The sequence below is a fragment of the Blautia sp. ZXY-1-C6 genome (assembly GCF_056339875.1).
On sequence record NZ_JBWJVQ010000221.1, the window covers coordinates 1 to 18,504 of the forward strand.

Annotated in this window: 15 protein-coding genes; all 15 read right to left on the bottom strand. The window is 41.0% G+C overall.

The window, feature by feature from the left end:
• A partial coding sequence (locus tag AC075J_RS13505; RefSeq protein WP_476390417.1) for an MFS transporter occupies nt 1-1,164 on the bottom strand: 1,164 nt, incomplete at its 3' end.
• A 75-nt stretch (nt 1,165-1,239) separates the two neighbouring features.
• On the bottom strand, nt 1,240-2,643 hold the full coding sequence (locus AC075J_RS13510; RefSeq protein WP_117674921.1) for a family 43 glycosylhydrolase: 1,404 nt from the start codon (nt 2,641-2,643) through the stop codon (nt 1,240-1,242).
• A gap of 315 nt (nt 2,644-2,958) precedes the next feature.
• A complete protein-coding gene (locus AC075J_RS13515) occupies nt 2,959-3,285 on the bottom strand; it encodes an LPS biosynthesis protein (protein WP_117674922.1) in 327 nt (108 codons plus the stop codon).
• A 298-nt stretch (nt 3,286-3,583) separates the two neighbouring features.
• Nucleotides 3,584-3,895 (bottom strand): YbjQ family protein, encoded by a 312-nt coding sequence (locus tag AC075J_RS13520; protein ID WP_008705112.1) that lies wholly within the window; start codon nt 3,893-3,895, stop codon nt 3,584-3,586.
• On the bottom strand, nt 3,876-4,517 hold the full coding sequence (locus AC075J_RS13525; protein WP_055060018.1) for a MerR family transcriptional regulator: 642 nt from the start codon (nt 4,515-4,517) through the stop codon (nt 3,876-3,878). Before AC075J_RS13525 ends, AC075J_RS13520 begins: the two co-directional genes overlap by 20 nt.
• A gap of 153 nt (nt 4,518-4,670) precedes the next feature.
• Nucleotides 4,671-5,984: a Na+/H+ antiporter NhaC family protein gene (locus AC075J_RS13530; RefSeq protein WP_476390418.1), complete on the bottom strand. Its 1,314-nt coding sequence runs from the start codon at nt 5,982-5,984 to the stop codon at nt 4,671-4,673.
• A gap of 90 nt (nt 5,985-6,074) precedes the next feature.
• The gene (locus AC075J_RS13535; protein ID WP_476390419.1) at nt 6,075-6,929 is read right to left on the bottom strand and encodes a YitT family protein; all 855 of its coding nucleotides are present in this window, start codon (nt 6,927-6,929) and stop codon (nt 6,075-6,077) included.
• Nucleotides 6,930-7,117: 188 nt separating this feature from the next.
• A complete protein-coding gene (locus AC075J_RS13540; RefSeq protein WP_022381005.1) occupies nt 7,118-7,771 on the bottom strand; it encodes a zf-HC2 domain-containing protein in 654 nt (217 codons plus the stop codon).
• Between the two features lies 1 nt (nt 7,772).
• Complete coding sequence (locus AC075J_RS13545; RefSeq protein WP_022381006.1) at nt 7,773-8,282, bottom strand: RNA polymerase sigma factor; 510 nt, start codon at nt 8,280-8,282, stop codon at nt 7,773-7,775.
• 282 nt (nt 8,283-8,564) lie between these two features.
• Nucleotides 8,565-13,004 carry a coiled-coil domain-containing protein gene (locus AC075J_RS13550; protein WP_476390420.1) on the bottom strand — a complete coding sequence of 1,480 codons (4,440 nt, stop codon included), beginning with the start codon at nt 13,002-13,004 and terminating at the stop codon, nt 8,565-8,567.
• Complete coding sequence (locus AC075J_RS13555) at nt 12,997-13,737, bottom strand: DUF6063 family protein (RefSeq protein ID WP_008705122.1); 741 nt, start codon at nt 13,735-13,737, stop codon at nt 12,997-12,999. The genes AC075J_RS13550 and AC075J_RS13555 overlap by 8 nt, the downstream gene beginning before the upstream one ends.
• Nucleotides 13,738-13,742: 5 nt before the next feature.
• Nucleotides 13,743-15,377, bottom strand: a complete 1,635-nt coding sequence (locus AC075J_RS13560) for a hypothetical protein (protein WP_008705124.1) — start codon at nt 15,375-15,377, stop codon at nt 13,743-13,745.
• Between the two features lie 114 nt (nt 15,378-15,491).
• Entirely contained in the window at nt 15,492-16,112 is a 621-nt protein-coding gene (locus tag AC075J_RS13565) for a DUF3786 domain-containing protein (protein WP_008705125.1), read from the bottom strand.
• Nucleotides 16,113-16,188: 76 nt separating this feature from the next.
• Complete coding sequence (locus tag AC075J_RS13570; protein WP_008705126.1) at nt 16,189-17,121, bottom strand: calcium/sodium antiporter; 933 nt, start codon at nt 17,119-17,121, stop codon at nt 16,189-16,191.
• 347 nt (nt 17,122-17,468) lie between these two features.
• The gene (locus tag AC075J_RS13575; protein ID WP_476390421.1) at nt 17,469-18,449 is read right to left on the bottom strand and encodes a Wadjet anti-phage system protein JetD domain-containing protein; all 981 of its coding nucleotides are present in this window, start codon (nt 18,447-18,449) and stop codon (nt 17,469-17,471) included.
• Nucleotides 18,450-18,504: the final 55 nt, after the last annotated feature.

Here is an 18,504-nt window from a genome sequence, read left to right on the forward strand (position 1 = left end):
CCATGCAAGTCCCCATCCTACGATTGCGGAACCAATACCTGCACCTACTTTCATACCGAAGGACGTAACTGAGTTTGTCATTCCATCCAGACGTACACCTGTTTTCCACTCACCGTAGTCAATAACATCTGCTACCATCGCAAACAATCCTGCGTTATGAGGAATACCACCGATTCCAAGGCACACCAGGCCTACTACTGCTGTTGTAAATGATGTCTCGGTGAATGCCATAATCAGTACACCTGCAAGTTCAATGCAGTATCCAACCATCATGCTTTTCCATTTTCCAAGCATTCTGTTGATATATGGATAAACCAGGTTTCCGATCAGTTTTGGGAGAATAAAGCATAAAGTAAGAGTTCCCATAAGTCCGGCATTTCCAAGTACGTCTCTCGCATAATAAATACGAAGTCCGTTATTTACGCCAAGAATTGTATAATTTACAACAAATACAACCGTTAGAAGCCAGAAATATTTATTCTTAAAAAGTAACTTGAAGGATTCCCCGACACTTACTTTTTCTTTTGCTTCTGAAGCGGTATTTTTCTCCAGATTTGTACGCTCCTGTGTACCTGCAAATGTAATCAAAAGCAAAATAATTGCGATGGCTCCAAAGATAACAGCCATTCCTGTCCAGCCAAATTTTGCAACGAAATTGTTGCAGTTATAATTAATGAAAAGTACCACTGACATCGTTACAAAGAAACGAATGGAACTCATGGTTACACGATCTTTGGGATTTGGTGCCTCAAGTGAAAGTAACGTATTATATGCCAGATTACATGCTGTGTAAACAACTACTGCCATCAATATGTATGTAATAACTGCATACGTTAATTTACCTCCATCACTCAGCCCTTTCGGTATGCTGAACATGAGCACAAGTCCAATGCCCATAGGAAATGCTGTCCATAAGATCCACGGTCTTGCTTTTCCCCATCTTGTGTGTGTGCGGTCAATAATACTTCCCATAATAAGGTCTGAAATTCCGTCCAGCAGTCGGGTAAGAAGCATCATTGTTCCGATTGTCGCTGCTGCAAGTCCTACACTGTCTGTATAATACAGTGTCAGGTAAGAACCAATCGTTGTCCATACCAGGTTGCATCCGCCATCTCCTACAGCAAATGCGATGATTTCTTTCCATGTAGGTCGTTTGTTTTTCATTTTCTTCCTCCTTGTCTGATTTTGTTTTTTTATTGTTCTCTATTTTTTCTACATTTCATCCATTCACAGATTTTATTAATTCTTAAGATTCAATGTTATAAGAGAAAGTGAACCTTGTCCTCTGTATACCAAATATAAAACCCTGTCATGTTCAAATGAAACATTTGTTTCTGCTGCCTTCCACCATGTAGATGGAGCCAGTTTTATGATACCTTTCGATTCTTTTCCAAGTTCCGTATATATCTCCAGTTCTCCATCTGTATCCGTCTGATATATCACTTCAATTTTCTTTGTTTCTTTCAGATTGATGTATTTATATCCGATCCTGTTTCTGTCTTTTATATTTGTGATAAAACGCTCTCCGGCTTCGCAGGTCATATATGGAAAATCAATTTCTTTATTGGTTCTTCCCAATGAAGATAACGCCCCCATATGTCCATTTGTCAGATTACAGCAATAGACTGCCGGATAAGATGCATTTCCCGATAAAGGTTCAGGATTCATTCCGCTGGTCGTAATCGTAACCTGAGGAATTTTTCCATTTTTATCAAAGAAAATACGCTCTGCGCAACCCTGGCGATTATATTGATTTAAATAAGTATGTCTGTGATAAAAAATGTACCACTGTCCATTGACTTCTACGAGACCGCCATGATTATTACCTACTGACATCAGTTTTTCTTCTTCTTTTCGTCCACAGTATCCCACATCACCATTGCTTATGATCACTCCACCAAAAGTGAATCCTTCCATTGGTTTATCGCTGACTGCATAGCAAAGCTGATGCGTATTGACAGATGAATAAATCAGATAGTATTTTCCATTTATCTTACGAATGGAAGGTCCCTCGAAGTATTCGTTTCCTTCAAAAGATGTTCCTTTTCCATATTTCAGACTTGGAAGAATTACCACTGGTCCCTCTTTTACAGTCAGCATGTCATCTTCTAATTGAAGAACACTGCCACCTTGCAGATCCTGATCTTTATACCTTGGAATATTGATCATGCATGGTGCAAATCCAAAGTATAGGAAATTTCCCTCTCCTGAGCAGATGACAGATGGATCATACGTCTGGTTATCGGACATCACTCTTCCATCCTTATAATGGACTCTTCCGTAAAACTCATATTTTCCCGCCGGATCATCACTCACTGCCACATGAATGGCATCCTGAAATTTCACACAATAGTACAGATAATATCTTCCGTCTCGTCCTCTTACCACATCCGGAGCATACATAGGAAGAAAATCTGTATTATACGGATCCTGATCTTTGCGATAGATCACACCCTCATATCGCCAGTCTGATAAATCATCAGTTGGTGCTGACCATGCCACATAATCAAGTTCACAGAATTCATTTCCATTCTCAAGATCATGACTTCCAAACACATATAATCTGTCTTCAAATACATGTGGTTCGCCATCCGGGATGTGCTCATAAAGCGGAAGATACGGATTATGGCACTGTGTTTTCATACTCTTATCTCCTCCTGATAGTTTTTATACGTTTTATGAGATTTCAGTTCTCAGTTCTTTTTTACAATCTCATTCTATCCTGAAATCTTAAATCTGTTCTGTCATTTTTATCCTTTTTCACTGTCAAAAAAGGACAGTTTTATGTGCATATTGTGATTTATATATAATTTTTTTATTGCATTTTTGTATATATTGCTCATTTTTAAGTTTCTATTTTCATTTTGATATTTATAGCAATTTAGACAAAAGTTTTCCCTTTTGATCAAAATAAAAAAAGAGATAACCCTTTACTGGTTTATCTCTAAAAGTCATTTTTTATTTTTTTCTCAGAATCTCATGTGGCGCTTCTATTTCATTTGCAAGTGTATGCTCTGTCAGTTCCGACAGCAGTTTCAATTTCTTATTAATCAGCGGACGCATGCAATTAGGGACATGTTCCTGGTGAGCTCTGTGAATTGCCACACATTCTTTGCAATTTCCATGATAACGGCAGGCTTTCTGACAGGAACAATGGTCTTTATCCTTATATTCTTCACGAAATTCCGCTGCAAATTCTTCCTGAAGCCTCAGACCTTCTGTTCTATTTCCCTTGTGGAATTCTGCCATTGCATCTAGCTCTTTCTGATTTCCTTCTATCTTCATTCGTGAAACTCCTTCCAGACTGCGTAATATTATACTATTGCTGTTCTTCTATATACTGGACTCCTTTGGCCTTATCCCGTACATTTCTAAATTCTTCCGTAACAGCATGTTTTATCCCTTTTTGTTTTTTACATATAAATCGTCATCTCTGCTGTAGACACAGACAAATATTTCTAAAATAAATATACCTTGTAAAACAAAATAGCGCAAGTGGATTCTCTCAGCCACCTGCGCCGGACTTATGTTACTGCTCACTCCGTTCCCAGCAACACGCTTCGCGATACAGGAAATATGAACATTATTTGTATTTAACAGCGGTACCATACGCAATCACTTCTGCTGCCCCTGACATTACCTGGGAGGAACCATATTTCACACCGATCACAGCATCCGCATTCATCTCTTTGGCTTCATCCACCATACGCTTGGTGGCAATCTGTCTTGCCTCATTGAGCATTTCCGTATAGCCTGTGATCTCTCCGCCTACCAGGGTCTTCATCCCTGCCATAAAATCTTTTCCTACATTTTTTGTCTGTACAACTGTTCCCTTTACAATTCCCAGTGCCTCAAACTCTACACCCGGAATGTATTCAATACTTAGAAGCTTCATCCTCTTCTCCTCCTTCAATCTCTTTCATGCGTCCTGCAAGTGCTGCCAGGATTCCTCCGATGATCACAACCGGTATGGCGATCAGGAATATCAGCAGTCCGGTCGGTATGGGATCTTGTGTATTTGCCCACAGCATAAGCCCTATGGTAAATCCCATAAGCAAGATCATAACTACTGCTCCAATGATCGCTCCTGTCCTTCTTTTCTTACGGATATCTGTTTTCTTTATATCCATAAACCTTGCACCCTCTTTCTCCATCTGCTCGATTTCTTCCAGACAGTTCTCGGCATTCAAGGTATCCAGAGACTGATGCTCTGCGATCAGGCGCTCACACATTTCCTGCATTTTCACAAGTCCCTCCCTGCGGCGTTCCAGTTCTCCCAGGTGCTGTTCCAGACAAAACTGCAGGCTTTTCCTTTTTTCAAAAAGAGCTCTCATCTCTTCTATTGAAATATCCATCTTCCGGAATAATTTGATTTCCTGAAGTCTGGCAATATCTGCCGTATGATATTCCCGGTATCCGTTCTCTGCACGCTCCACATTCAGGAGACCCTGCTCTTCATAAAAACGGATATTCTTTCTGGTGATGCCTACCAGCTCTTCCACCTGTTTGATCTTCATACTGCTACCTCTTGCTTTCCTGACAGCAGATATAGCTGATCCGCTGCTCTACTGCCCTGTCTGTGCTTCCTTTATACTGCTTCCACAAGGAGGAAGGTCAAGTATTTTTTGAAAAAAATCGAAAAAAGTATAGCTTCCGGCAGGGGGAATCTTTTAAGCTCCTATACGGTCTGAGCCTCTCATAATTGTGATCAGAGAGCTGAGCAGCAATAACATGGGATAAAATAATTTCGGCATGATCTGAAATGCAGAAATCTCACCACCCAGTTCATTCACTGCTGAGATCGCAACCAGCATCTGTGCACCATATGGAATCACTCCCTGAAAAACACAGGAAAAAGTATCCAGTATGGAAGCTGTCTTTCTCGGTGTAATCCCATACTCTTCTGCCATTTCCTTTGCGATAGGGTTTGCCATTACGATCGCCACTGTATTATTGGCAGTGGCAATATCCATAGTTCCTACCAGAAGTCCCATTCCAAGCTGTCCGCCTTTCTTTCCGCGGAAAATTTTATGGATCCAGCCAAGAAGTGCATCGAATCCACCATACTCACGTATCAGCGCACACATGGCAGCTACCAGGATTGCCACCATACAAGTCTCAAACATTCCGGATACACCGGATCCCATATTTTTCAGGATCTCTACAGGTGTGGTATGTCCTCCGATCAGCATAATAAATGCTCCGGATACGATTCCTGTCAGCAATACCACAAACACATTGATCCCAACAATTCCTCCGATCAATACCAGCACATACGGTATTACCTGAGTCAGATGATAGGGCTGGATCACACGACCCTGGATTTCTGTCTGAAATGACAGGATCAGGATTAAAATCAGCGTGGCAAAAGCTGCCGGAAGAGCGATCCAGAAGTTTTCCCTGAATTTGTCTTTCATCTCACATCCCTGACCATTACATGCAGCAATCGTCGTATCTGAAATAAAAGAAAGATTGTCCCCAAACATGGCTCCTCCCATAACAGAAGCCACACAAAATGCCAGATCAAATCCTGATGCTGTGGAAACTGCTGCTGCGATGGGTGTCAGAAGGGTAATGGTTCCCACAGAGGTTCCCATAGCCACAGACACAAAACAGGCGACTATAAACAGCACAGACACTGAAAATCTGGCAGGTATCAAACTCAGCATACAATATGCAACACTCTCAGCACTGCTTCTTCCCACAACCCCAACAAAGGAACCTGCTGCAAGGAAGATTAAAAGCATAGTGATGATATTTTTGTCCCCAACTCCCTGTGCCATAATCTCCAGTTTCTTATCAAAATCCAGTGCTCTGTTCTGCAGACAGGCAACCAGGATTGCAGCAAGAAATGCTACTACGATCGGCACATTATAAAATCCCATGGGGATTTCCATCACATACTCAAACAAAATGCCCAGTCCAAGATATAATACAAGAAATACACCAATTGGAAGCAGGGCAATTCCTTTTCCTTTTCTCATCTTTCATCCTCTTTCTACCATAATCTCTTTATGGTTATATAATCACCCTGCTATTCTATCATACCCACAGCTTTCCTGCCATAATATTTCTCACAGTTTTGGCTGATAGCGCATATCCGATACATTGTAAACCGTCACAAAAGCCTTTGGATCTTCATGATTGATGTAAGCCATCAGCTTCTGATATTCTGTTTTGTCTACGATCGTGATGATCTCATTGCGTTTCTTCATATTATAGGCACCTGTTGCTTCATAGATCGTCGCTCCGCTGTGCAGATCTTCGATAATGAATTTACGCAGTTCTTCCTCTTTCTGAGTGATGACACAGACACGACGTTTAATATTATGGTCAAAGATAAAGTGATCCAGAACTATTCCATTAAAGTATGTTCCCAGAATACTCAGCACCACTGTTTTCTTATCATATACAAGCGCTGCGGAAAGAGCCACACACATACCGGAAAGAGACATTGCTTTTCCCAGTTCCATGTGGAGATATTTGTTCATGATCTTTGCCACAATATCCAGTCCGCCAGAGGATGCATTTCTGTTAAAAAGAATGCTCAGTCCTACGCTGACTACCAAGACATAGCACAGCACATCCAGCTCCTGACTGTTGGTCATAGAGCCAAAATCCGGAAATACTTTCTCAAATAATCCGAGAAATAAAGGCAAAACGATGCTGGTGTAAACCGTTTTTACGCCAAATTCGCGTCCGCAGGTGATGAAGCCAATAATCAGAAGTACCACATTCAAAATCATGGTGATTGCAGACAATGATAAAGGTACAAAGTTTGATAACACGATACCAAGACCGGAGATACTGCTTACAGAGGTATGGCTCGGCACCAGGAAGAAATAAACTGCTGCCGCAATGATCGCTACCGCACCTGTCAGGATCAGCGCTTCCTTTATGATATCTGCATAATTTAGTTGTTTTTTCATAGTTAGGTTTCCTGTCTTTCTTTCCATATTCTTGTTCTATTGTAACATATGGGAAGAGAATGTCCATCAGCAATTACAAAAAGAGGCTGCCTTCCATGACAACCCCTTTGTAAATCCTTATAACCTATAGGACTGCTTTAAAATTCACTTTCATATTTTAGAGCGTGTTTGAAAAATACTCTAATATTTTATCCTAACGGCTCTGTATGTTCTTCAGATAAATAAGCCTTCTGTTCTTCCTCCGGAGCTTCCCAGATTGTTGTTGTAGTTCCATCCTTATCTACATATACTTCTTTTATCTCATCTTTCTTCAAAATATCATGAATATGATCATATGGATAAAAAATACAGCTTACATATTTTTCCCACAGGCTCTGTTCAAAATGGATAGTCATTACGCCTGTTTCCCTGTCTAAGGATGTTCTCCAGCGATAATTTCCTTTTATATTTGTTCTATATGTTACTTCATCTTTATTATCCTCAATAATAGTTATCCCTGCATCTTTGTAGCTGATATATGTGACATGTTTATTCATGAACATGAACACTGCCACAAAGCAAACTATGGTTGCTGCTATGGAAAGCAGAATTGTTTTTATCTTTCTTTTCTTTAAAAATTTCCTGAAATTCTTCAGATCATTTGCTTCATTGCTGCTTTCTTTTGTCTGCACTGAAACCTTCATATCATTTTCAAGGTCTGTCTTTGTCTCATGGTATACCCGCTGGCAGATTTCGCAGTTTTGCAGATGTTCTTCTACAAGTTCTTTTGTGTCATCACTTACCACATCATCAATGTATAATGGCAGAATATCCTGGATCACGTTGCAGTTTATTTTTTCCATGTTACTTTTCCTCCTGACTTATCTGTGCTCTTATCATCTGGCGTGCACGATGGTAAGTCACTCTTGCCCATCCTGCACTTTTCTGATAGCATTTTCCGATCTGCTCAAAGGAGAGCTCACCATATATCCGCAGGTGAAATACTTCCCTGTAAGGTTCCGGTATCAGTTCTGCATAGCGTTTGAGATTCCGAACTGTCTCATCCTGCACAATCTGATCCAGTACTGCCGGTGATGTATCCTGCATGGGATCCTGCATTATTTCTGAAAATTCTTCGCCTACATAGATTTTATTTCGTCTGCAATAGCGGAAATATGTATTCTTCGCAATTACAAATAGCCATGCGCGGATATCCTTCCGGCCGTCAAATTTCTCAATATTATTCATTGCCTTCAGGAATGTTTCCTGGGTGATTTCCTCTGCCAGACTTTCATTTTCGGAAAGTGCCCGGATATAGAGAAAGACATCATGGAAATACTTCCGGTAGATTGTTTCGATTTCTGATTTCTCCATTCCTGCTCCTTGTATTTTTTATTATCCTACTGCATCTTTCGGGATTTTTAATAGCCCGGTCTTCTTCCATTGAATGTCTGAACATGATCCTGATTTTATTTCATCTGCATTGAATATTCCAAAATATCGTTTCATGATGATCCTCCTGTCTGCTGTATCATTATTTTATCTGATGTCTTTCTATATAATTAAGTCACAGACAGAAGAAACGTTACAAAAAATAAAAAAGAATCCCCTGCAGTTTGCTTTTCGCAGTCTCTGCAAGGGACTTACCTGATTTAGTTAAAACAACAGCTCCATCTGATCCCCCACTTCAATTCTCGCAGTGACAAGTTCATCCGGTTCTTTCCCTCTTTTGTGTTCGGCTTTCAGGTACTGGGTACCGCCTCTCAGACTTGCAGCGATCAGATTCAGCACATATATATTGTCAAAACGATTATAGATGGACTCTCCGCCCAGACCGGTAAGGCAGATAAGCTGTGTGTTGCTCTTTTTTGCCATATCCATCAGCGGGATCAGCAGATGGGAGGCATTGGTCTGTGCGAACGGGTTGTCCATGATCAGAACCTTTCCCTCATTTTTATCTGCAAAAATGTCCGTATCATCCCGTCTCATATAATACAGAAGGCTGGACAGGATTACAAATGCAGACAGAAATCCTTCTCCGCCTGAGTTTCTGGAAACCTCTTTCCATGTAATCGGATATTCCCTCTGGGCTTCGATCTTATAAAGATGGATCTGTACATTTCCGATTCCTACCACCTGATCATAGAGATTTCTGGTAGTAATACCGGAGCCGAAAAACTCCTGTGCGTTCTCATTTTTCTCGAAAAGTTCCACGCCTTCCATAGTGATCTTATCAATAAAGTCTTCCAGACGCAGACGGTAAAGCCCTGCATTTTCTTCCCAGTCCGGAAGCTGGATCTTTAACATTTTGATATTTCTTTTCCTTATGGTGATGGTTGAATTATGGTCGATTTTTCCAAGGTTACTGTGGATTTCCCGGACATAATCCTCCAGAAGTTCTGTGATACGTTCCTTCTCCCTCTCTACTACAGAAATATCAACCTCCAGCTTCTCCATAAGGCTGTCATAGGACTGCACTGTAGTTTTTAACTGAGTCAGAACACGCACTGCATCATCGGAAAGCTCCAGCATCTGTTCCAGCGGTTTCCTGTAAAAATCATCCTGAAAGCTTTCCATACGGACAATCTTATTCAGCGTGCGCACCAGTTCTTCCTTCTTCTGTCCGGTATCCCGCATTTTCTGATTATAATCCCTGATCAGGATTCCCTTGCAATTTCTTAATTCTTCCGCAGACAGATTCTCCGAAACCGGCTCATGGTCTTCTGCAGCCACAGGAATCAGTTCATTATACTCTGATAAAGCAGTCAGATTCTCTTCATAGCTGCGAAGCTTTCCGCTCAAAAACTCCTCCTGCTTCTTCTCTTCTTCCTTCTCATAAAGAAGCTGATTTTTCCTTGCCTGAAAATCCTGTCCCTGAATCTCATCCTTTGGCAGAGGTTTCTCCATACCGCAGACAGAGTGGATTCTTTTTGTCAGTTCGCTGATCTTACTCTGAGCCACTGCTGCCTTTTTGTCTGCATCATTCCACTGCATATCCTTTGTCTGGATCTTTCTGCGGAAATCTTCCAATACTCCCTCCTGATGTGACTCTTCTTTTCTGTCATAGATCACGCCGGACCACTGTTCAGGCTTTAAGTGATATTTTTTCTGAAGATAATCCAGATCTTCCTTTTCCCTCTGGTAACGTGCGGCAGACCTTCTCTCCTGCTCTTCCAGATTCTTCAGTTCCTGTGAAAGAACAGAGGTGATTGCTTCATAACGTGCTTCCATCTGCTCCGTTGACATGCTGGCAAATCCAAATTGCTGGCTCTGCTGTTTCCTGACCTCATCTGACTCTCTGCTGCCTGCCTCATATGACGCATATCTGGTATATTTTTCATCCAGTTTGTCTTTTTCTCTCTCCAGCATATTCAGATTATGCTCCAGAGTCATTTTCTCCTCCAGAAGCTTTTCCTGTCTGTCCTTTGCAAGCTTCTGGTTTTCCCGGAAACGAGTTTCATCCTTTTTACATTTTTCAAGCTCATTTCGATTATTTTCATAGAAAGCATAATCTTTTTCCAACTGGGAAAAATCTTCCAGACGCTGTTTCTGACGGTCAATTTCCGCAGCAGATTTTATGAGCAGATTCTGCAGCTTTTCATGTGCTGTCTTCAGACTGTCAAGCTCCTGCGTTGCATCCCGGATATCCTTTTCCAGAGATTTTTTCTCTTCCTCAAGAGTTTTCAGAAGCTCCTGGATTTCTTCCCATTTTTCTTTTGTTACAGACTGGTTTTTCAGTGTTTCCTGACGCTGAAAATACTCTGCGTATTCCTTTTTGCGCTGATCTACAGCCTGATTTAGTTTCTCCAATTCTTTCTTTTTCTCCCAGATCATTGCCTGAAGCTTTTCTTCATCCAGGAGGTTTTCATTAAACAGAATATAAAAGCTGATTCCAGGGAAATTTACGATTTTGTCTGTGTACTTTTCCTGAAATTCTTCTATTTTCTCACGCTCTACAATAGGCACAGGGAAGGATGTGCAGACGTTTCTGTCGTTTCGTCCCAGCTTCTCAATTTCCTGTCGGGTAAGGATCAGGGCATATGGCAGAAATGGATTCTTACGGACCAGCATCTGGTTTTTCTTCTGGGAGTATCCGTTCTTTTTCAGCCATTCCATACCATAAACTGTGTGAATTCCCAAATCATCCAGTTCTTTCTCCAGTTCCTCAGGAAGCTCCAGAACCTTTCCGCTGGTAAGGCTTAAATATTCTTTTTCCAGGGAATCCTCTTCCTTTTCCAGATTTCGCCGCAGCTCCTCCAGCTCACGCAGCTTTCGTGCAGAATTCTCCAGTATCCTGTCAGTATCCAGAAGATGGCGTTCCTCCATGTCCAGATATTTCAGGATATTCTTCCTTATTTCCAGTTCATTCTGATAGAGCTGATAGGTATGTTCCTGGTTCTCTGTCTCTGTTTTTTTATGTATCAGAGCCTCTTTCTTATCCTCCAGACTGCGCTCCTGACGGCGGATCAACTCTTTGTCATCTTCCCATTTCTTCTGATTTTCTGTACGTTCCCTTACTGTTTTTTCCAGTTCCTGTTCGTACATCTGGCGACGGATTTCCAGTGTTCCGGCTTCATAGGTTCCCAGAATATTTCGTACTAATTCTTCCTGATACTTGGCATTATACTGGTTTTCCAGACGGGTATAGGATTCAATCCGGCTTTCCAGTTTTCCTTTTTTTCCAAAGCAGTCGCGGATCTTCTCTTCCAGTTCTTCGACTCTATTCGCCTCATCCTGTGCTTCTTTTCCCTTTTTCTGTATATTTTCAGACAGGTTTTCCTGCTGTTGTCTGTTATCCTGAATACGTTCTTCAAAAATGTTTTTCAAGGTCAGGCCAAGTGCTTTTCTCTCCGGTTCCAGATCAGCTCCCTGCTGTCTGGCAACTGCGATTTTCTCCCTGAGAAGATCCAGTTCCCCTTTTTCTTCTGACACAGAATCCTGCTGTCTGGCACATTGGAGGATATGAAGTTTCTTCTCTGTCTGTTCTGCCTGCACCTGAAGATTTTCACGCTCCATATCGATCATATCACGGTTTCCGATATGAAGATTCTTCTCTTCCTCATAGTCATAGACCTGGCTGGAAAGCTCCTCGTATTCTACTCTGGAAAGCTTTTGATCCAGACCTTCCAGCACTTCTTTTGCATGATCATGAGCTTTCTCAGTCTGGCTTAAGAGTCCATTTACATCATGGATAAACCAGGCAATTTTATTCTGCTGTTTTCCTTCCTCTGTCTCCGCATTCTGATACTCTTCTGCCTGAGTCTGAATCCCATTTGCTTCTTCCTTAAACTGACGGATTGTGTCTCTTCGCTTAATTTTGGAACGGTTATCCTTATACTGTCCTGCATATTTTTCCAGAATAGACTGGAACTCTTTAATGCGGTTTTTGTCCTTATTCAGTTTGCTCTCAATAGCCTCGAGAAACCATTTTTCTGTCAGCCCCTTTTCATCCTTGCAGTCCGCAAAAAGATCTGACAGTCCGGATTCCTTCAGATTGATTTTCTTAATAATAGTTTCCCATTCCTTATAATTGATCTGGTATTCCATCAGCTTATTGAAGTACTGGCGGGACTGAGCATAGTTTGTCAGATCATAATAAAAGAACTTCATATCCCTGTCTTTTTTGTAGGTTTCAAAAAGCTGTCTGCAGGAGTTAAAATTCTTCAGGATCATCTCTTTTTTGCCTTTTTCCACTACAGGAAGGTGGTGGATATCCTGAATACAGGGGCTCTGATATTCACTGACAATTCCAATAATATCCAGATTCTCTTTTCTGTCCTCTTCCATATCCTGGGATTTTCTGACCATAAGACCTGTGAGAACATAGCCTGCACCCTGATCCAGTGCCCATTCCACCAAGATAAAGGATGGCTTATTGGTAGTAAAATAGCTTTCAAATAATCGGTCTTTGGTATTGCGGTATTTTGGATGCACAAAGGGCGCTGTCAGCATCTGGACAAGAACAGATTTCCCACCGCCGTTCTGCAGAGAGATCAGTGTGCTTTTTCCATTAAAGTGCAGAGTTTCATCGCTGATACGGTATGCATTGTTATTATAATTCACGTTGATCAGACGCACTGCATTAATCTTACTCATCTTTTGCCACCCCCAGTACTCTCAGAACCCGCTGGTAATTGTTCTGGTTCAGAAGATTCCAGTCCATAAAATTATCCAGCTTTCTGGTTGTTTTTATCATCTCATCCTGCACCACATACTCGATCAGTCCCTGTTTCTGAAGGAACATCAGAATATTGTAGATAAAGCCTTCCTTGGTTGTCTTCATCCTGGAACCTCTGTCATCAGACTTCAGCGCCTCGTAAGTTTCATAAAGGATTTTGAAAGAAATCCCAGCAGTATCTTTGGGATTCTTTCCATCTTCCTCCTCTTCAGTGGTAGTCTCTTCTGCTGCCCCTTCCTTCAGACGGGCGGAAAGACAGTTCATAAGCTCTCCCACGCGCATATATTCTCTGGATTTACTGCTGCTTCCCTGTCCGTCAAAGAATTCTACCAGTAGCGTAAGAATCACAAACTGTGACAGATAATAATCCTTGTCCGTTGCCCCGGATTTGCACAGTGTACCTTTAAGCTGCTGCTTGGAAAAGCCAAGGAAATTATTCTCCTCTTTGGGAATCAGATAGATTACATTTCCGTAGCGTTCCACATTGCTTCCCGCAATCTCTCCCTGGGATTTCACCAGATTCCGGATGGATTCTTCCTCTGTATATGCTTTATATAAAAGCTGATCGTCCTCTTCCCGCAGCTCATGATGCTCCAGAAGATAATAAAAAATCTCCTGGCTGGTGCGAATTTCCTCTGCTTCGTATGCCATATCTGTTATTCCTCGTTTCTCATGATTCGGATCAGGATATTGGAACAGCGGATGCTTTTTTTCACGCCATTTTCGCTGAAAACATTGTCAAAGGTGACTGTGCTTCCGTCTTCTATCCTGTATACCTCTATTTTACCAATCTTTTTGTCTGAAAATCTTTCTTCTGAAAGCTGGAGCAGCATTTCGTTGAGCTGAAAATCTGCTGTCTGATCCTGGATAAATTCACTTCGTTCCTTTTTCAGTACTTCCATATTGATCTCTTTATTCCGTATCAGCTCCACCATGATTTCTTTAAAAATTTCAACATTTGGGATCAGTTGCTGCTGCATTTCTTCTGCATTTTTCTCGTTCTCCTGAATGTTTTTCCAGATATCAGAAAGGGAAATTTCACCTTTTTCAGATGCCTGCTCCAGCAGAAATCCCAGACTGCTCTCATAGCGTTTCAGTTTCTGTCTGCGTTTCTCTTCCTGCTCTTTCAGATATGCATCTTCGTCAAAATCCAGCATCTCCTCAGTATCCTCATCCTCATTTCTGACAGACGGTTTCTGATATAATAAGGCTTTGTTCAGGTTATAAACCTTGTCCGGTTCCCGGTTGAACAGCGGTCTTAAAAAATAGTCCAGATTTCCCAGTGCTGACGGATTCTCCAGCACTTTATCATAGAAATCATTGCGCATGGAAAATCTCCGGATCAGGGACATCTGCGACAATGCTTCCAGTTCTCTGGTATAAAGTGCCTTCAGGTCAAAATGACTGCTCAGGATTTTCTGGTGCTCATCAATGGTTCTGTTCAGATAGCTCTCAATAATACGGAGATTCTCAAGGTTCTCCTCTTCCTTTTCGCCCAGACGGCGCACATTGATGTTCTCTTCTTCCAGCTTCTTTACCCTGCTTCGCACCAGTTCCCTGTATTTCTGGAATTTTTCTTTTGTGTCACTGATCGTATCCAGATTCTCCAGAAGGATTTCCTCGTAATCCTTTACTGAATAATTCAGGGCATTTCTGCGGATTTTTCCCATAGCTTCCTGAATCTTCTGAAGCTGGATGCGCATCAGGTTAAAAACATTCTTAATCTCATCCACAGCCTTATCATAGCTCTGTTTTTCCAGATGCATCTGGAAGATCATTTCATGGATGGTAAGCTTCATATTATTTTCTATTTCAAGGGTGGAAAGTATCAGATTGTATCCGTCGTCTGTAAGATAATAAGAAGTTCTGCGAACCTCCTGATCCAGATACACGATCCGGTTCGCCACATAGCTGATATGCATGACATGATAATCGTTCTCTTCAAAATCATAGCCGTCAAAATACATGGCACGGCCTTCATTTGATAAGATCACATTGACAACAAAATCTCCTAATTTTCTGCAGTCATCATAGGAGATTTCTTTACCCAGATACCTGGTATTGATGGTATCAATATAGGCTCCGATATCATCCATAGTACAGTTCTCTTCCCTCAGAGACTGCTCCATAATATAAAGCATTACTGCAAAAATAAGATTCATCTGTTCATCAAATTTCAGAAAGCCAAACTGTTTCCAGGATGTCTTCTGAATACTATTTTGGATAAGAACACCGTACAGGCCTACATTTTTCATTCGTTTTGGAAAATTTTTCAGAAATTCGTATTGCAAAGTTGCCTCCCTTGATTAAATATGGTTTTTACCCTATTGTTTATTTGCGTAACTGCACAAATCCTGTATCAGAAATCTGTAGATATCCCCTCCGAAGGATCGGCTACAGTGTATTCAGCCGATTATCTGCAGTATAGCCTTCAGAAGATCCCCCTGAAGATAATAGGTCGTCTCAAAATGAAGATATGATAACGATACTTTATCCCACAACAATAAGATCTTTGGTGGGAATTCTTCATCCCCATCCCAGAACTGAAACAACACAGAGAACTCCGGAAGAACAGGCATTTCAAATGTCAGATCTGCCCCAGCCAAACGTTTCGTCTGCTTTCCTCCCAGACAGATACAGGCCTGCTTTACCTCTTCCACTTTGCCGGAAAATGCTCTTGCATACTTTTCCACAAAGGGATCTGTTGACGGACTGCTCCCGGCAGTTACAAACCTGCCCACAGGCTGCCACTGCCCGGTAAGAGGAGGCAGTATCTCCTGCCCGGAACAGCAGAGAAAATCATAGATTGTCATAACAACTGTATATTCTCTGCAGTCCGTCCATTCTTCGCCTGTGGCATATTCAATAGCACCGTTTCTGCGATTGATCCGATATTCTGTTTCAATGTATTTCAAATACAGATATTCTTCATCATGTTTCAAACCATATTTCTCTATCAGCTTATCCTGATTATATTTTAAAAACAACTCTCTTCCTGTATATACCTGTTTTTCATAATTATCCATAGTATACTTTATTCCATTTCTTATTTTAATCGAATCAAGTGAGTCCCCTGCGGAGGTTGCGAAAAGCAATTATTCGTTATACCAGACATAAATACAGGAAATATGCGACATAACACAACAGCATAACCACACCACAGGGTTTTCTTAATTCTTTATGTCTGAATGTACCAATCCAGAGTATTACTCCGCACAGAACTGCAATTACAGTATCAATAATAAATTTACTCTCAAACGGCACAGTACAAATGAGTGCTGTTGTACCGATAACAAACAAAATATTAAAAATATTGCTTCCGACTATATTTCCAATGGCAATTCCTGTATTTCCTCTTCTGGCTGCTGTTACTGATGTGACAAGTTCCGGAAGAGATGTTCCCAGTGCAACAATTGTCAGCCCGATAAATCTCTCACTCATGCCAAAATAACGGGCAATCTCCGTTGCTCCGCTGACAGCAAAATCACTGCCCTTTACAACCAGAATTCCACCGATTACCATCAGGAGCATACATTTCCATACCGGATTATCCTTTGCTTCTGCTTCTTCCTGATCGTTCCCTTTCTTTGCCATCACAAACAGATATCCCAGATATATCAGAAACAGTATCCAGAAAATCACACCTTCAATAAAAGTCACCTCTGAACCTGTGATACCAAAAATCAGCAAAATAATTGTTATCACTGTCATAAACGGAATTTCGTAAAGAAGCGTGGATTTTTGAATTGCTACATTCGTAATTACTGCTGTGATTCCCAGGATGATGAAAATATTCAGGATATTACTTCCGACTACATTTCCAATGGTAATACCTGCATTCTTATTTATTGCAGCAGTAATACTGACTGCTGCCTCCGGCATGCTGGTTCCCATTGCTACAATGGTTAATCCAATGATCAACTGTGGAATTCCCAGCTTTTTCGCAATACTGGCTGCACCCTCCACAAACCAGTCTGCACCTTTCACCAGAAACAAAAAACCTGCCAACAAAATAATAACCTGTAAAAACATCATTTCTACCTCTCTTTCTTTTATTACGTACTCACAAAATCAAATATAAAAAGATTCCGGGAATACATTTATTTTGCAGTAGGTATAAAAAAAAGACTCCTACTGCATTCACAGTAAAAGTCTCGCAATTTCATCACTTTCCGAGTTATATGTTTCAATAACTGTCCTGACGAAGAAGTGAACCGAATCTACCCGGCAAGCTACTCCCTTTTCACAGGTATATTCTAACAGACTGTCTCTTAAAAATCAATTATTTTTTATCATAAGATTCTCCATAATATAAAGAAACCAGTTACTGTTCACTCCGTTCTCAGCAACAAAGAAGCCACCTCCCTGTGTCAGAATCTGCATCAGAAATCTGCAGTATTTAAAATTTCCTGAGGGATATATCTGTCCTTATCCAGAACAGCTTCCATTTTTTTGACCATTATTTCATCAAAACAGGAGAAAAATTGTGTACTGATATTTCTGTTCTGATGCTCCTTTGTCTCCGGAAGTTCAGTTATCTGTTCTGCTTTTCCAAGCATAGCCTGATATGCCGGCACAAAAGGAAGGATTTTCCATCTGCTGCGAAATTTTTCTGCCAGATTTTCGTATATACCGATACCCTCATAATCCAGATCCCCGAAATAATAAATCGTATTCTCCGGATGTTTCATATAGGGTTCCGCACACAGATCAAAATCCTGAAAAGAACGGATAATACCTTTTCCTGCACCATAAATCAGAGTTCCGATTTCTGCACCAAAAATTTCAGTATGTCCATTCAGAAGATAATTACGCATACTGAAAAAAGGATCTTTATTTTCCAGAATCAGGATATTCTGCGGCGTATTTCTTGTATGTGTATAATATGAAAGGGGCTCTGTTGTCCTGTATACATTCAGAGCCTCCACATTGAGTCCGCAGCGTTTCAGAATCTTCTTTCCCTGCTCTCTGTCCAGAAATTTCTCTCTGTGCCATATTTCAAAGCTTCTTTCATTCAGAGATTCCGCTGTCAGTAAGGCATCTGCATGTTTTTTCAGATATTCATTCAGCATAAGTACCCAGATTCGGTCTTTCTCATATGTATCCGGATGCGCCAGATAATAATCCACGGAAATCATGGTAGAAAAGGTATATTTTATTTCTTCTATATAATTGCTGTAATCCTTCTGTTCTTCTACCATCCAGTATTCGCGATAAAGCGCCGGCTTCTTGCCATTGCTCTTAGAAGCCTTTACAGGTTTTATCTGACCTTTTTCCAGCAATTTCATTATGTATTCATACTGTTCCTGATAGTCAAGATCCTGTCTGGTATGAAGAAGGTCATCCAACGATATTCTTTTCATTGATTAATTTCTCCAGAGTGGGTGAATATTCGTCCCGCCCGCTTAACTTATTGTT

What these genes read in the sequence shown, in the direction of transcription:
- AC075J_RS13510 (WP_117674921.1), bottom strand. Translation starts at nt 2,643, where the DNA reads ATGAAAACACAGTGCCATAATCCGTATCTTCCGCTTTATGAGCACATC.
- AC075J_RS13530 (WP_476390418.1), bottom strand. Translation starts at nt 5,984, where the DNA reads ATGAGAAAAGGAAAAGGAATTGCCCTGCTTCCAATTGGTGTATTTCTT.
- AC075J_RS13550 (WP_476390420.1), bottom strand. Translation starts at nt 13,004, where the DNA reads ATGAGTAAGATTAATGCAGTGCGTCTGATCAACGTGAATTATAATAAC.
- AC075J_RS13515 (WP_117674922.1), bottom strand. Translation starts at nt 3,285, where the DNA reads ATGAAGATAGAAGGAAATCAGAAAGAGCTAGATGCAATGGCAGAATTC.
- AC075J_RS13545 (WP_022381006.1), bottom strand. Translation starts at nt 8,282, where the DNA reads ATGGAGAAATCAGAAATCGAAACAATCTACCGGAAGTATTTCCATGAT.
- AC075J_RS13520 (WP_008705112.1), bottom strand. Translation starts at nt 3,895, where the DNA reads ATGAAGCTTCTAAGTATTGAATACATTCCGGGTGTAGAGTTTGAGGCA.
- AC075J_RS13565 (WP_008705125.1), bottom strand. Translation starts at nt 16,112, where the DNA reads ATGGATAATTATGAAAAACAGGTATATACAGGAAGAGAGTTGTTTTTA.
- AC075J_RS13575 (WP_476390421.1), bottom strand. Translation starts at nt 18,449, where the DNA reads ATGAAAAGAATATCGTTGGATGACCTTCTTCATACCAGACAGGATCTT.
- AC075J_RS13555 (WP_008705122.1), bottom strand. Translation starts at nt 13,737, where the DNA reads ATGGCATACGAAGCAGAGGAAATTCGCACCAGCCAGGAGATTTTTTAT.
- AC075J_RS13525 (WP_055060018.1), bottom strand. Translation starts at nt 4,517, where the DNA reads ATGAAGATCAAACAGGTGGAAGAGCTGGTAGGCATCACCAGAAAGAAT.
- AC075J_RS13570 (WP_008705126.1), bottom strand. Translation starts at nt 17,121, where the DNA reads ATGATGTTTTTACAGGTTATTATTTTGTTGGCAGGTTTTTTGTTTCTG.
- AC075J_RS13535 (WP_476390419.1), bottom strand. Translation starts at nt 6,929, where the DNA reads ATGAAAAAACAACTAAATTATGCAGATATCATAAAGGAAGCGCTGATC.
- AC075J_RS13540 (WP_022381005.1), bottom strand. Translation starts at nt 7,771, where the DNA reads ATGGAAAAAATAAACTGCAACGTGATCCAGGATATTCTGCCATTATAC.